This window comes from Streptomyces sp. NPDC029292 (genome assembly GCF_055569295.1).
The window spans coordinates 93,409-108,198 of record NZ_JBVHXR010000028.1; the positions used below are offsets into that span (position 1 = coordinate 93,409).

Annotated in this window: 12 protein-coding genes and 1 rRNA gene; 5 read left to right on the forward strand and 8 right to left on the reverse strand. The window is 70.6% G+C overall.

Features of this window, described 5'->3' with window-relative positions:
• Positions 1-37: 37 nt before the first annotated feature.
• The 7 genes from ACZ4WS_RS41755 to mtnA form a co-directional block, all read right to left on the reverse strand.
• Entirely contained in the window at positions 38-784 is a 747-nt protein-coding gene (locus ACZ4WS_RS41755) for a response regulator (RefSeq protein ID WP_369235919.1), read from the reverse strand.
• 206 nt (positions 785-990) lie between these two features.
• A complete protein-coding gene (gene hpf, locus ACZ4WS_RS41760) occupies positions 991-1,683 on the reverse strand; it encodes a ribosome hibernation-promoting factor, HPF/YfiA family (protein WP_467988499.1) in 693 nt (230 codons plus the stop codon).
• A gap of 314 nt (positions 1,684-1,997) precedes the next feature.
• Positions 1,998-2,885 carry a ComF family protein gene (locus ACZ4WS_RS41765; protein ID WP_467988501.1) on the reverse strand — a complete coding sequence of 296 codons (888 nt, stop codon included), beginning with the start codon at positions 2,883-2,885 and terminating at the stop codon, positions 1,998-2,000.
• Positions 2,886-3,078: 193 nt separating this feature from the next.
• A complete protein-coding gene (locus ACZ4WS_RS41770; protein WP_467988502.1) occupies positions 3,079-4,926 on the reverse strand; it encodes an LpqB family beta-propeller domain-containing protein in 1,848 nt (615 codons plus the stop codon).
• Positions 4,916-7,012, reverse strand: a complete 2,097-nt coding sequence (gene mtrB, locus ACZ4WS_RS41775; RefSeq protein WP_467988504.1) for an MtrAB system histidine kinase MtrB — start codon at positions 7,010-7,012, stop codon at positions 4,916-4,918. The genes ACZ4WS_RS41770 and mtrB overlap by 11 nt, the downstream gene beginning before the upstream one ends.
• A gap of 1 nt (position 7,013) precedes the next feature.
• On the reverse strand, positions 7,014-7,703 hold the full coding sequence (mtrA, locus tag ACZ4WS_RS41780; RefSeq protein WP_015659998.1) for a two-component system response regulator MtrA: 690 nt from the start codon (positions 7,701-7,703) through the stop codon (positions 7,014-7,016).
• 8 nt (positions 7,704-7,711) lie between these two features.
• Positions 7,712-8,857, reverse strand: a complete 1,146-nt coding sequence (gene mtnA / locus ACZ4WS_RS41785) for an S-methyl-5-thioribose-1-phosphate isomerase (RefSeq protein WP_467988505.1) — start codon at positions 8,855-8,857, stop codon at positions 7,712-7,714.
• 140 nt (positions 8,858-8,997) lie between these two features.
• On the opposite strand from mtnA, the gene ACZ4WS_RS41790 reads away from it, so the two are divergent.
• Genes ACZ4WS_RS41790 through ACZ4WS_RS41810 form a run of 5 tightly spaced genes read left to right on the forward strand, consistent with a single transcriptional unit; the run spans position 8,998 to position 14,593 of the window.
• Positions 8,998-10,353: a DUF7847 domain-containing protein gene (locus tag ACZ4WS_RS41790; RefSeq protein ID WP_467988507.1), complete on the forward strand. Its 1,356-nt coding sequence runs from the start codon at positions 8,998-9,000 to the stop codon at positions 10,351-10,353.
• 4 nt (positions 10,354-10,357) lie between these two features.
• Entirely contained in the window at positions 10,358-11,107 is a 750-nt protein-coding gene (locus ACZ4WS_RS41795; RefSeq protein WP_467988509.1) for a DUF4129 domain-containing protein, read from the forward strand.
• Positions 11,104-12,294, forward strand: coding sequence for a DUF4350 domain-containing protein (locus ACZ4WS_RS41800; protein ID WP_467988510.1), 1,191 nt, complete (start codon positions 11,104-11,106; stop codon positions 12,292-12,294). Before ACZ4WS_RS41795 ends, ACZ4WS_RS41800 begins: the two co-directional genes overlap by 4 nt.
• Complete coding sequence (locus ACZ4WS_RS41805; protein ID WP_467988520.1) at positions 12,294-13,283, forward strand: AAA family ATPase; 990 nt, start codon at positions 12,294-12,296, stop codon at positions 13,281-13,283. The genes ACZ4WS_RS41800 and ACZ4WS_RS41805 overlap by 1 nt, the downstream gene beginning before the upstream one ends.
• The gene (locus tag ACZ4WS_RS41810; protein WP_467988512.1) at positions 13,283-14,593 is read left to right on the forward strand and encodes a DUF58 domain-containing protein; all 1,311 of its coding nucleotides are present in this window, start codon (positions 13,283-13,285) and stop codon (positions 14,591-14,593) included. The genes ACZ4WS_RS41805 and ACZ4WS_RS41810 overlap by 1 nt, the downstream gene beginning before the upstream one ends.
• A gap of 107 nt (positions 14,594-14,700) precedes the next feature.
• Here ACZ4WS_RS41810 and rrf read toward each other — a convergent pair.
• Positions 14,701-14,790, reverse strand: a 5S ribosomal RNA gene (gene rrf / locus ACZ4WS_RS41815); the annotation flags it as partial.

Here is a 14,790-nt window from a genome sequence, read left to right on the forward strand (position 1 = left end):
TGCCGAACACCGGTCACCGGCCACGTCGGCCAAGTGGCTAGCGGATCTCGAGAATCTTCTCCCGCATCGCGTACACCACGGCCTCCATCCTGGAGTGCAGCTGCAATTTCTCCAGGATGTTGCGCACGTGGTTCTTCACCGTGTTCTCGGAGATGAACAACTCCTTGGCGATGTCCCGGTTGTTCATCCCCGTGGCGACGAGTTTGAGAACCTCCAGCTCGCGATCGGTGAGCCGCGGCGCGGGCACCAGCCGGCGCTCGTCCGTCCGCTGGATCATCGACTTGAACTCTGTGAGCAGTTTCGACGCCATCGAGGGGCTGATCTGCGACTGCCCGTCGGCCACCGCGCGAATGGCCGTGGCCACCTCGTCCGTGGAGATCTCCTTGAGGAGATAACCGGTCGCGCCCGCCTTGATCGCATCGTAGAGGTCGGCCTCCTCGTCGCTGATCGTCAGCATGATGATCTTCGCGCTGGGTGCCACCTCCTTGATGGAGGTGCACGCCTCGATACCGCCCCGCTTCGGCATGCGTACGTCCATCAGCACGATGTCGGGCAGCAGGTCGGCCGCCTTGTCGACCGCCTCAGCCCCGTCACCCGCCTCACCGACGACCTGGATGTCCTCCTCGGCCGCGAGCACGATCTCCAGACCGCGGCGGAAGAGGGCGTGGTCGTCCACGACAAGGACCCTGATGGGCTCCTTGCGTGGAGAGCCCGCGTCCGGGCCCATGCCGACGACGCCGTCGTCGGCATCCTCGTCACGCATCGGTCCGAAGCTGTCCGCCATCGTTCCTCCCCCTGAAGGCCGAGGCCTGTGTTCCTGTGCCCTCGCCAACCCAAGGCAACGGCCCACCGGTTGAGGCCGGTGCGGCCATGATTTCATGCCCGGACGCCAGTGCGGTGACAGAGCGGGGCGCTAAGCGGTCGCACACCGGTGCCCCTGGGGGCGCACGCGCGCTCCAGGGGCACCGGCTCAGCTGTCACCGGGGCGGGTCAGCCGCCGAGCGCACCGCCCGGCGCGTCCGACCCTGCCTGGGCGACCATGGGGTCCGTGCTGAGGTGGATGACGCCGTAGTCGTACGCGTGCCGCCGGTAGACGACACTGGGGTCCTTGGTCTCGGAGTCGACGAACAGATAGAAGTCGTGCCCGACCAGCTCCATCTCGTAGAGCGCCTGGTCGAGCGTCATCGGGGCGGCCACGTGGGTCTTCTCGCGAACGACGAGGGGGCCTTCGCCCATGACCTCGAGGGAGCCGATCTTCTTGGTCGGCACACTGTTCTGCTCGTCCTCGTGTACGACGCTGCCGTTTCCGTTCAGCGTCGCGGCGCCCGGAACGCGGTCGGCGACCTCTGCGGCCGAGAGCCTGCCGTTCCCACGGCGGGTGTGGCGCTTGTCGTGCTGCTTGCGCAGCCGGGCTTCGAGTTTGTCCGCCGCCAGGTCGAGTGCTGCATATGGATCGCTTGCCGCTGCCTCCGCCCGGATCACCGGACCGCGGGAATGGAGCGTGATCTCCACTCGGTCGCTACGGTCGGCCTGCCGGGGGTTGGGCTCCTTGGACACCTCGACGTCGAGGCTGATCACCTTGCCATCGAGCTTCTGGATCTTCTCCAGCTTCAGCTTCTCGGCCACGTGCTTGCGGAACCGCTCGGGCACCTCGGTCTTGCGGCCCTTGACGACGATGTCCACGCAGAACTCCGTTCCCGGATAGCTCCGCTCCACAGGCGGAGCATCTCCCTTTTGCACCAGGTCCCGGTGAGTCCCGGAACCTCGGACTCGGTGACTTTCACCTCCTCCTCCCCCATGGGCAAGATCTCCACCCCACCGAAGCGGGTGATTCAGAAAACCCGCGGCATGGCATTCGGATTCGCGAGGTACGGCCTGCGCCATTGCCTCACAACCGAACATATCTCGCCCGGACGGATGTCGTCACCCTCTACTGCGGCGTACCTCCGTTCAGGTGAATTGACCCTCTCATTACCTGCAACGATGCAAGTTCCCAGTCAGTTCCGGTTTATTTCGAAAGAGACCGGTGAGGCTGCGACCACTGCCGCACAGATCCTGTCGCACATCGTGTCCCCGACTTCGCTCATACACGCCGCTCCTTGGGCCGCTTGTGTCTGATCCGCCGCCCTCGCCACCCTTGCTTCCGCCGCCCGTACGGCACGTGCCGCCTCCGTCAACGAGGCGCCCGTCGTCATCAAGTCGTCCACCAGCACCACCCGATCGGCCTCCGCCAGCAGCCGGACACCTCCGGCGGCCACCTCCAGGGCGCCCGCAAGATTGTCCAGCCGCTGCCGGGAGTTGAGCCCCGACTGGTCGGCCACGGCACGCCGCTGCCGCAGCACGGCGAGCACCCGGGCGGGTGTCCCCGTACGGCGCAGCTCACCCGCCGCCGCGAGCGCGATCCGCCGCGCCGGATCGTGCCCCCGCGCCCGCACCGCGCGCCGCGAGGACGGCACCGGAACAAGCAGCACCGCTCGATCGACTCCGACAGCGGCTCCCGGCAGACCGCCCTCGGCCCACGCTTGCCCGTTCCCGAGCCTCAGCCGCCCTTGTGGAGCCGCGAGCCGTCCGTCCGGACCTGGGAGTCGCGTGTGCCCCAGCCCCGCCCGTACAGCCCCCGCCAGGGCCACTCCGAGGGGCGCCGCGAGCGCCAGCGCACCCCGTTCCTTGTGGGCGAGGAGCGCCGCCCGCACCTCGTCCTCGTAGGGAGCCGCCGCGTGCACCGCAGGCAGCCCAGGCGGCTCCGGCACCGGTCGCACCCGGCACGGTGCGGCCCCGTCCAGGGCTGCACGGCACTCCGGGCAGAGCACCGTGCGAGGCCTCCCGCAGCCTCCGCACTCGGCCGGCAGCACCAGATCGGTGAGGTCCTGCCACCACCCCCGCATGCCCACCACTGTGCCAACGCTCGGGCCGCCCGGCCACCCCTGTGGATAACTACCTGTGGACAACTCGCACAGCCGGACATCCCACAGCCGTCACCCTCGGGCAGCCCTCGCCGGAAACCCAGCGGCCTTCCCCGCGAACGAGCAGGCCTACCCGGGAAGAGCGGTCCTCCCCGGAAACCAGCACGCCCAGCGACTACCCGGGATAAATCGGCGCCGTCCCGTCCTTGACCACCTTCTGCCACTGCTGCCCGGACGACAGCCGCACGATCCCGTCCTCCTGCGAGTAAGCCACGAGCGGCAGCCGCTCGTCCTCGGACGCGGCGATCTCCTTGACGCCCGGAAGCGCGGAAGGCGCCGTACCCACCGGAGTGGAGCCGTCGACCTGGACGTACCGCATCTGCTGCACGCCGCCCTTCTCGCTCCCGACCACCACGAGCCGGCTGTCCCCGGCCCACGACATGGCCGTGACCTCCTCCAGCTGCGGTGCCACCGAGCGCAGTTCGAGGATCGAGGCGTCGGGCCGATCACCGGACGTGGTGCCGCGCTGAATGCGCCCGATCTGCAACGAGCTCTTGCCGTCCTTCTCGACGATCAGTGCGATCCGCACCCCGTCGGCGGCCACCCGTACCGCCTCGACGCGCCCGTCCAGCGCAGGCGTCTCGACCACCAGCGGATCACCCGCGCCCTTCTCCAGCAGAAGCAGCCGGGGGTTCTTCGGATCGCGGTCGGCCACCCACAGGTCGCCCCTCCCGTCCCAACTGGGCGTCGTCAGCCGGTCGTCCGCCGTCTTGCCGTGGCTGCGCAGCACCGCCTCCCCGAGCGAACTGCCCGACACCAGCGACCCGACGTACAGCGAGCTCCCGTCGGTCGACACACCGGCCGCGCTGTCCTCGTCCCGCGACACCGCGACCGACCGCAGCTTCTTGTCGCCCTCGCCCAGCGCACCGGGCACCGGCTCGGGCTCCTTGTCGGTGTTACGGCTGAGCATCCGCACGAGCCGCTGCTTGCCGTCGATGAAGTACTGGTACTCGGGACCCTGCCCCGTACCGTGCGAGGCCACGCTCTCCGCCCGGTTCTCGGTGAGCACACACAGCTGCGAACCGTCCGACTTCTGCAACTCCACCTCGCCGACCCCGGTGGGCGTCAGGTCCTGGAACGTGAAGAGGAGTTGGGCCGCCATCCTGGTGCACTGGGTCTGTCCGACCCGGTCGGCCTTGTGGTTCAGCGGCACGGTGACCCTGTTCCGGTCGTCGGGCGACAGCGACTTGACGCCCTGCTTCAGCTCCGTACCGGAGGGGAAACTCGACCTGACCACGGGGTCCAGCCAGCGCGTGGGCCCCTTCAGGAGTGCGCGGACGATCTGCGTCATCGGGTCCACCTGCTTGCGCACATAGACCGGATCGGCGACGGTCCCCAGCTGTCCGCTCGTCCCGGAGGACACGTTCGAAGCGAAGTAGTACTTATTGACCGACTTGTAGTTGCGCTGGAAGTCGGACCTGCCCATCACCACACCCTGCGGCAGCCCGTTGATGCGCCACTGATTGGTCTTCTTCTGCCGCGTGAGATGCACCGTCTTGTCATACGCACCGGAGTCCGGCGCGTACGCGTGCTGCGCGTCCACGCCTGCGACCTTGCTGCCGCTGAGCCGGTACAGGAAGTCGCCGTCGGTGCCCTGGTTGGTCCCCGAGTTCACGGACTCCGGGAACGGCCCTTCCGCGAGAACGGTCGTGGAACGGTACGGATCCCACGCCTTCGAGGCGTTCGCTGTCAGATACTCGCGCGCCGTCTCGTACTGCGGGTCGTCACTGGTCAGCGCCTCGAGGAAGCCCTGCACGATCTCCGAGGGCGAAGCGTCCTGCCCCGGCGGCTTCGCGAAGACCCGGACCTGCGAGTCCTGCCGCGGCGTCGACTCGACGCCGCTCAGATCCCCGCTGTCCGGCATCGAGGCGCACCCCGCCAGCAACAGCGCGACACAGCCGACGTATACCCCCGCACGCACCGAACGTCTACGACCGCCGCGTCCCTCGCGGTCAGCGCCCACGAAATGCCTCCCCTTGTCCGAGCTCCTCCGGCTCGCTGCCACCCGGCCCGCGCTCCTGCACGGTCCTCTCCCCGCCCGCGGCAGGTGCGTCGTCCGTCCGTCGCACGGCCCCGGTGGGCCGCGGCACCACACGCGCGCCGTTGCCCGGCAGCGCCGTCGGGTCGGCCGTCGGCGACGCCCCGGCCAGCCGCGGCCCGATGGGCGCCCGCGGCGGCATCGGCGGCGGCGCGCTCCCGCCCCCGGGCTGCTGCACCGGCACCGTGGCGAGCTTGCCGCTGCCGCCGAGGGGCAGACCGGCGTCATGAAGTCCACGATTACGCCGCGAGTCCTTGGGTTCCAGCGGTATCGGCGATCCCCGCAGCGGCTCGTCCGCCGTCCGCGGCAACGTCAGCCGGAACTGCGAACCGCCACCCGGCTCGCCCCACGCCTGCAGCCAGCCGCCGTGCAACCGCGCGTCCTCCAGGGCGATGGACAGTCCGAGCCCCGTTCCACCGGTGGTACGCGCGCGTGCCGGGTCGGCACGCCAGAAGCGGCTGAACACCCGGGTCGCCTCGCCGGGCTTGAGCCCGACGCCGTAGTCGCGCACCGCGACCGCGACCGCGCCGCCCGCCGCGGCGAGCTTGACCACCACGTCCTTGCCCTCGCCGTGCTCCACGGCGTTGACGACGAGATTGCGCAGCACCCGCTCCACGCGCCGGGCATCCGCCTCGGCGACCACCGGCTGCTGGTCGCCGACGACGCGTATGTGCGTGCCCTTGCGCTCGGCGAGCGGCGCGGCCCCGCTGACGACCCGTCGTACGACCTCTCTGAGGTCTATCGCCTCGGCCTCCAGCGCCGCCGCGCCCGCGTCGAACCTGCTGATCTCCAGCAGGTCCGCCAGCAGCGACTCGAACCGGTCCAGCTGGTCCGCCAGCAGCTCCGCGGACCGCGCGGTCACCGGGTCGAAGTCCACCCGCGCGTCATGGATGACGTCGGCCGCCATCCGCACGGTCGTCAGCGGCGTCCGCAGCTCGTGCGACACATCGGACACGAACCGCCGCTGCATCCGCGACAGGTCCTCCAACTGCTGGATCTTCAGCTGCAGGTTCTGCGCCATCTTGTTGAAGGCCTCGCCGAGCCGCGCGATGTCGTCCTCGCCGGTGACCTTCATACGTTCCTGGAGGCGTCCCGCGGACAGTCGCTCGGCGATCCCCGCCGCCATCCGCACCGGCGTGACGACCTGGCGCACCACGAGCCAGGCGATGGCCCCGAGGAGCACCACGACGAACAGTCCGGCCGTGGCCAGCGTCCCCTTGACCAGGCTCAGCGACTTCTCCTCCTGCGTCAGCGGGAAAAGGTAGTAGAGCTGGTACGGGTCCCCGTTGGGGTCGTTGACCTGCTTGCCGATGATCAGCGCGGGCTGGGTCTCCCGGCTCTGGTCGGTGTAGATGATGCGCGTGTAGCTCTGGGTCACACCCGTACCGGCGTCCACGCGCTTGCGCAGGTCCTCCGGCACGCTGAGGGTCGGGTTGACGCGACCGGAGGCGCGCGGTCCCAGCCCCCTGTTCTCGTTCTCCGCGGCGGTGGTGCTGAGCGTCACGACGTCGAAGGCGCCCTGGCCACCACTGGAGAGCGACTCCACGAGGTCGCTCATCCACCCGCTGACGTTCTGTACGGGATTGCCGTCCGAGCCGGCGTTGTCGTCCCCGCCGCTCGCGCTCGCCGCGCTGTCGGCCTGCTGCCCCGCCACCGCGAACCCGCCCACGGCCTGGCTCTGCGACGCCTTCACCTTGGCGTCCAGCAGACCGTTGCGCACCTGCCCGATCACGACGAAGCCGAGCAGCAGCACCACGCCCAGCGACATCAGCAGCGTCGTGACGACGATCTTGAGCTGGATGTTGCGCCGCCACAGCCGCATCACGGGCAGCAGCGGACGACGCACCCAGCGCATGACCAGCCGAAGGACCGGGCTGCCCTGGACTCCGCCCTGCAGCAGCCCGCCCTCGATGAAGTGTCCCCAGCGGGAGCCCGTCACTTTCCGGCCGACAGGCCGCCCCGAACGGACCCCCGGCTCACCGGGCGCCGAAGCGGCACTGTCCCGGGACATGTCAGCTCGGTCCGGCCTTGTAACCGACGCCACGGACGGTCACCACGATCTCCGGCCGCTCCGGGTCCTTCTCGACCTTGGAGCGCAGCCGCTGGACATGGACGTTGACCAGACGGGTGTCCGCCGCGTGCCGGTAGCCCCACACCTGCTCGAGGAGCACCTCACGTGTGAACACCTGCCACGGCTTGCGGGCCAGCGCCACCAGCAGATCGAACTCCAGCGGCGTCAGCGCGATCGACTGCCCGTCCCGCTTCACAGAGTGACCGGCGACATCGATGACGAGGTCACCGATGGCCAGCTGCTCGGGCGCCGGCTCCTCCGAACGGCGCAGCCGCGCCCTGATCCGCGCCACCAGCTCCTTTGGCTTGAACGGCTTCACGATGTAGTCGTCGGCACCCGACTCGAGGCCGACCACGACATCGACGGTGTCGCTCTTCGCCGTGAGCATCACGATCGGCACCCCGGACTCCGCCCTGATCAGACGGCACACCTCGATACCGTCCCGGCCGGGAAGCATCAGGTCCAGGAGCACCAGATCGGGCTTGGTCTCACGGAAAGCGGCCAGCGCCTTGTCGCCGTCGGCTACGAAAGACGGCTCAAAACCTTCACCACGCAACACAATGCCGAGCATCTCGGCCAGTGCGGTGTCGTCATCGACGACAAGGACTCGTCCCTTCATAAACGACATCATCCCATTAACTAAATCGTTACCTGGCGTGACCTGTCACACAGCTCGGCGAGTGCCTCAGCCGTCACGGGCGACACAGCGCCCTCTTCGGTCACGATCGCCGTCACCAACTCGGGAGGCGTCACATCGAACGCCGGGTTGTACGCCTGGGTCCCCAGGGGTGCCACCGGTATCCCGCCTCCCGCTTCCACTCCCGCCACCGGCACCTGGGGTGCTGTGACCTCGGTCACCTCATGACCGGCGCGCTGCTCGACCTCGATGGACGCTCCGTCCGGGGTGTCCAGATCCACTGTGGTCACCGGCGCCACCACGATGAACGGCACATGGTGGTACCGAGCCAGCACCGCGAGCGGATAGCTCCCCACCTTGTTCGCCACCGAACCGTCGGCCGCGATCCGGTCGGCCCCGATCAGCACCGCGTCCACCTCCCCCGCCGCGAACAGTGACCCCGCCGCGTTGTCCGTGAGCAAGGTGTACGCCATTCCGTTGCGCGCCGCCTCGTAAGCCGTCAGGCGAGCACCTTGCAGCAACGGCCGCGTTTCGTCCACCCACAGCCTTCGCAGCTGCCCCGCCCGATGTGCCGCGAGGGCCACCGCGAACGCCGTGCCCTCCCCTCCGGACACCAGCGCCCCGGTGTTGCAGTGCGTCAGCACCCGGTGCCCGCCACCCGGCAGCAGCTCGTCGAGCAGCGCCAGACCGTGCTCGGCCATCCGCGCGCTGGCCTCGGCGTCCTCCCGGTGCAGCGCCCGCGCCGCGGCGAGCGCCGCCGCGGTGGCCCGCTCCTGATCGCCACCGCCCAGGAGCGCGGCACGATACGCCGCCTGCGCCCTGCGCACGCCCACAGCGAGGTTCACCGCGGTGGGCCGGGCACCGGCCAGCGCACGGGCGGCCTCGTCCACGTCGAAGCCGCGCGCGGCGGCGAGCGCGACGCCGTACGCCCCGGCGATGCCGAGCACCGGCGCCCCCCGCACCGCGAGCGTCCGGATCGCCTCCACCAGCGCGGGTGCGTCGGTGCACACCAACTCGACCTCCTCGACCGGCAGCCTCCTCTGGTCGAGAAGGACCAGTACCGGGCCTTCAGGTGGCTCGTCCCAGCGGATCGTCGGTATCTCCCTCGGTCCTTTGTCCTCACGGGATTTCGCGTACTGATCAGCCATCCGCCCAGTCTGCCCCGTACCCGGCGGACAATTGAAGGTGCGCAGCCCATACGGTGGCCGGTCCCTTGCCGGGCACACCGTGGCACGATGGCTGCCAACCTGCCGCCGCGACCGCGGACGGGCACCGTGAAGGAGCGACGATGAAAGACACTCCGGGCTGGGCCTCGCCCGGATCTGCCCCCTCCGACGGGCAGGAACCGGACGCGTCCGGCACCGCGCAGCCCACGGAGCAGCCCTCGGACCAGGGCGGCACGGACCAGCCTGAGCCGCCCTCGAAGTGGTCCAAGGAGCAGCCCCCGCCCGGCCAGTGGTCCGCTCCCAGTCCCCAGGACCCCGGCCAGGCCCCGCCGCCACCTCCGCCCGGCCCGGGCTGGGGCGGCCAACAGCCCGGCGGCCCCGGAGGCCAGGGGGGCGGCGGGGGCGGCTGGGGAGGCCCCGGTCGCGGTTACGGCGGCCCCGGGGGTCCCGGCGGCTGGGGAGGCAACTGGGGCGGCCCGCCGCCCGCGGCCAAGCCCGGCGTCATCCCGCTCCGCCCGCTCGGCGTCGGCGAGATCCTCGACGGCGCGGTCTCCACGATGCGCACCTACTGGCGCACCGTCCTCGGCATCTCGCTTGCCGTCGCGGTCGTCACGGAGATCGCGGTCATCCTGCTCCAGGGCTTCGTCCTGGACGACAGCGCCGGCACGGACGCCCTCAACGACCCGAGCGCCACCGTCGGCGAGCTGAGCCGCGCCCTGGGCGACACATTGCTCAACTCCGGTGTCGTCCTGCTCATCACCCTGCTCGGCACCATCGTCGCGACGGCGCTGCTGACGACCGTGACCAGCCGCGCGGTGCTCGGTAAGTCGGCGACCACGGCGGAGGCCTGGCGGGATGCCCGCCCTCAGCTGCCGAAGCTGTTCGGCCTGACCTTCCTGCTCCCGCTCATCGCCGTCGGGGTCGTCGCCGTCGGCACGCTGCCCGGCGTGCTCGTAGCGGTGGCCGGTGCGGGCGACGCGGGCATCACGCTCGCCGTCCTCGGCGGACTCGGCACGGGCGTCGTCGCGCTCTGGCTGATGATCCGCTTCTCGCTCGCCTCTCCCGCCCTGATGCTGGAGAAGCAGGGCATCCTGAAGTCGATGAGCCGCTCCGCGAAGCTCGTGCGCGGCTCCTGGTGGCGGGTCTTCGGCATCCAGCTGCTCGCCACGATCATCGCCAACATCGTGGCGTCGATCGTCGTGATCCCGTTCGCCTTCCTCGCCGCGGCCCTCAGCGGCGACGGCGTCACCGGCTTCCTCAACAGCGGTAGTGGAAACCTCGGCTGGACGTTCCTCATCGTCAGCGGCGTCGGCTCGGTGATCGGATCCATGCTCACCTTCCCGATCACCGCGGGCGTCACCGTGCTCCTCTACATCGACCAGCGCATCCGCCGCGAGGCCCTCGACCTCGACCTGGCCCGCGCCGCCGGGCTCCAGGACTACGGCTCCCACACCCCCGGCACCACTCCGGGGAGCTGATGCGGTGAGTCCGACGGGGGGAGTTCTCACAGCGGTACTGGCACTGCCTCGTACCGGCGCCACGGCCGTCCTCGCGCTGCCGCGCTCCGGCGACGAACCACCGGTCACGATCCCGCGCGACCCCGCACGGGAGGCGGCCAAGCGCGAGCTGTCCAAGCGGATGTACCACGAGAACGACCCCAGCCTGGTCCAGCGCGCCCTCAATGCCTTCTGGGACTGGGTCGACAAGCTGTTCAGCGCCGCCTCCGCCGCAACTCCCGGAGGAACGCTCGGCCTTGTCGTCATCGTGCTCGCGCTCGTGGCGGTCGTGGCCGCCCTGTGGTGGCGCCTGGGCACCCCGCGCCGCACCCCCACGTCGTCCGCCGCCCTCTTCGACGACCGCCCCCGCAGCGCCGCCGAACACCGCGCGGCCGCCGAGGCACACGCCGCCCAGAGCCACTGGAACCAGGCCGTCCAGGAATGCATGCGCGCCATCGTCCGCTCCCTGGAAGAACGCGCCCTGCTCGATCCACGCCCCGGCCGTACGGCGGACGAGGCAGCCGCCGAAGCAAGCCGCACCCTGCCCGCCCACACGGACCGACTGCGCGCCGCGGCCCGGGACTTCGACGACGTCACATACGGCGGACGGGCCGCCGGCTCACGGACGTACCACCGTCTCACCGAACTCGACAGCGACCTGGGACGCACCAAACCCGTACTCGCGAACAGCGCCCAGAGCACAGCCCACAGCGCCCGCCAGGGGGCCGCCTCATGATCGAGGCCACCCTCATGTCCACCTCGGCCTCGCCCACCGCCCGCCACGTGTGGACCCGCGCGCGCGGAGTCGTGCTCGCGCTCGTGATCCTGCTGGCGGCCGCCATCGCGATCGCCGCGGTCCGCTCCGGCGCCCAGCACGGCCGACTCGACCCGCGCTCCGCCGACCCCTACGGAAGCCGCGCCGTCGCCGAACTCCTCGCCGACCGGGGCGTCTCCACGCGCGTGGTCACCACCCTGGACGAGGCCCGCACCGCGGCCGGCCCCGACACCACTCTCCTGATCGCCGTCCCCGACCTGCTGAGCAACCGTCAGCAGACGCTCCTCCACTCGGCGACCGCGAACTCCGACGGCCGTACGATCCTGATCACCCCCGAGTCGCCTTCCCTCGGCACCCTCGCCCCGGAAGTCACCGCGGACCCCGCGATCAGCTTCGACTCGACACTCTCCCCCGGCTGCGACCTGCCCGCCGCCCGCCGAGCGGGCGCCGCCGACACGGGTGGCATGCGCTACACCACCACCGACCTCGACGCCGACACCTGCTACCCCAGCGACGGCCTGCCCACGCTGCTGCGCATCCCGGCAGCGTCCGGGGACGGCGACACCGTCGTGCTCGGCGCCCCCGACATCCTCTACAACGACCGCCTCGACGAGCAGGGCAACGCCTCGCTCGCCCTTCAACTGCTCGGTTCCCGCCCCCACTTGGTCTGGTACCTCCCCTCGCTCTCCGACACCTCGGCCACCGACGCGGGCAGCCAGAGCTTCTTCGACCTGCTCCCCTCGGGCTGGCTCTGGGGCACACTGCAGCTCTTCATCGCGGCAGCCCTGGCCGCCCTCTGGCGGGCACGCCGACTCGGCCCCCTTGTACCCGAACGCCTCCCCGTCGCGATCCGCGCCTCCGAAACCGTCGAAGGCCGCGCCCGCCTCTACCGCAAGGCCAACGCCCGCGACCGCGCGGCCAACGCCCTGCGCTCCACCACGCGCACCCGCGTCGCCCCCCTCGTCGGCGTACCCCTCGCCCAGGCACACGCGCCCGAGGCCCTGCTCCCCGCCCTGTCCGCCCAACTCCAAGGCGACGGACAGACCCTGCACTCCCTCCTCTTCGGCCCGCCGCCCCGCGACGACGCGGCCCTCGTCTCCCTCGCCGACCAACTCGACGCCCTCGAAAGAGAGGTACGCCGTTCATGATGGACCCGACCACTGACAACGCCGGGTACGCCGGGGATCCGGGCACTGCCCGCTCCTCCCTGGAGGCCCTGCGCGCCGAGATCGCCAAAGCCGTGGTCGGCCAGGACCCCGCCGTGACCGGCCTTGTCGTCGCCCTCCTCTGCCGCGGACACGTTCTACTTGAAGGAGTCCCCGGAGTAGCGAAAACGTTGCTCGTCCGTGCGCTCGCATCCGCACTCGAACTCGACACCAAGCGCGTCCAGTTCACCCCCGACCTGATGCCCAGCGACGTCACCGGCTCCCTCGTCTACGACGCCCGCACCGCCGAGTTCTCCTTCCAGCCCGGCCCGGTCTTCACCAACCTCCTCCTCGCCGACGAGATCAACCGCACCCCGCCCAAGACCCAGTCGTCCCTCCTCGAAGCGATGGAGGAACGCCAGGTCACGGTCGACGGCACCCCCCGTCTGCTCCCCGAGCCGTTCCTGGTCGCCGCGACCCAGAACCCGGTCGAGTACGAGGGCACGTACCCCCTGCCGGAAGCCCAACTGGACCGCTTCCTCCTCAAACTGACGATCCCTCTGCCCTCCCGCGAGGACGAGATCAACGTCCTGACGCGCCACGCCGAGGGCTTCAACCCACACGACCTGCGGGCCGCCGGCCTGCGCCCCGTAGCGGGCCCCGCCGACCTCGAAGCCGCGCGTGCCGCGGTCGCCAAGACTGCGGTCTCCCCCGAAATCACCGGCTACGTAGTGGACATCTGCCGTGCCACCCGCGAATCGCCGTCCCTCACCCTCGGCGTCTCCCCGCGCGGCGCGACGGCACTCCTCGCCACAGCCCGCGCCTGGGCGTGGCTGACCGGCCGCGACTACGTCATCCCCGACGACGTGAAGGCCCTGGCCCTCCCCACACTCCGCCACCGCATCCAGCTCCGCCCCGAGGCCGAGATGGAAGGCGTGACGGCCGACTCCGTCATCAACGCGATCCTCGCCCACGTCCCCGTCCCCCGCTGATGGCACTCACCGGACGCGCCGCCCTCCTGGCGGCCCTCGGCACCCTCCCCGTGGGCATCTGGGAGCCGAGCTGGACGGGCATCCTTGCCGTGAACGCCCCCCTGGCCCTGGCCTGCGCCTGCGACGCCGCCCTGGCAGCACCCGTACGCCGCCTCGGCCTGACCCGCTCCGGCGACACTTCCGTACGCCTCGGCGAAACCGCCGACGTCACCCTTACAGTCACCAACGCGTCCGGCCGCCCCCTGCGCGCCCGCCTCCGCGACGCCTGGCCCCCGAGCAGCTGGGAACCCGGCACCGAGGTAGCCGCCTCGCGCCACCGCCTGACGGTCCCCGCCGGCGAACGCCGACGCCTGACGACCCGCCTGCGCCCCACCCGCCGCGGCGACCGCCACGCGGACCGCGTCACGATCCGCTCGTTCGGCCCCCTGGGCCTCTTCTCCCGCCAGGGCAGCCACAAAGTCCCCTGGACGGTACGAGTCCTGCCGCCCTTCACCAGCCGCAAGCACCTGCCCTCCAAACTGGCCCGGCTCCGCGAACTCGACGGCCGCACCAGCGTGCTGACCCGCGGCGAGGGTACGGAATTCGACAGCCTCCGCGAGTACGTCCCCGGCGACGACACCCGCTCCATCGACTGGCGCGCAACAGCCCGCCAGACCACAGTCGCCGTCCGTACCTGGCGCCCCGAACGCGACCGCCACATCCTTCTGGTCCTCGACACCGGCCGCACCTCGGCGGGCCGTGTGGGTGACGCCCCTCGCCTCGACGCCTCCATGGACGCGGCCCTGCTCCTCGGGGCCCTCGCCTCCCGAGCCGGCGACCGCGTAGACCTTCTCGCGTACGACCGCCGAGTACGTGCCCTCGTGCAGGGTCGCGCGGCAGGCGAGGTCCTCCCGTCCCTGGTCAACGCGATGGCGACCCTGGAACCGGAACTCGTCGAGACGGATGCCCGCGGCCTCACCGCCACAGCACTGCGTACGGCCCCTCGCCGCTCCCTGATCGTGCTGCTGACGAGCCTCGACGCGGCCCCCATCGAAGAGGGCCTCCTTCCCGTACTCTCTCGCCTCACCCAACGTCACACAGTCCTCGTCGCGTCAGTGGCTGACCCGTATATCGCCCGCATGGCGACGGCTCGGGGAAACACCGAAGCGGTGTACGAGGCAGCAGCCGCGGCCCAGGCCCAGGCGGAGCGCCATCGCACGGCCGAACAACTGCAGCGCCACGGTGTCACCGTCGTTGACGCGACTCCGGATGACCTGGCTCCCGCGCTCGCGGATGCGTATCTGGCGCTCAAGGCCGCGGGGCGGCTCTAAGCAGGCATAAAAAAGGGGGCCTCTTGTTTCAAGAGGCCCCCGAAATGATCCTAAACGCAGAAAACCCCCGTACCGATTTCCCGGTACGGGGGTTTTCTCTACAATTAGTTCGGCGGCGTCCTACTCTCCCACAGGGTCCCCCCTGCAGTACCATCGGCGCTGTGAGGCTTAGCTTCCGGGTTCGGAATGTAACCGGG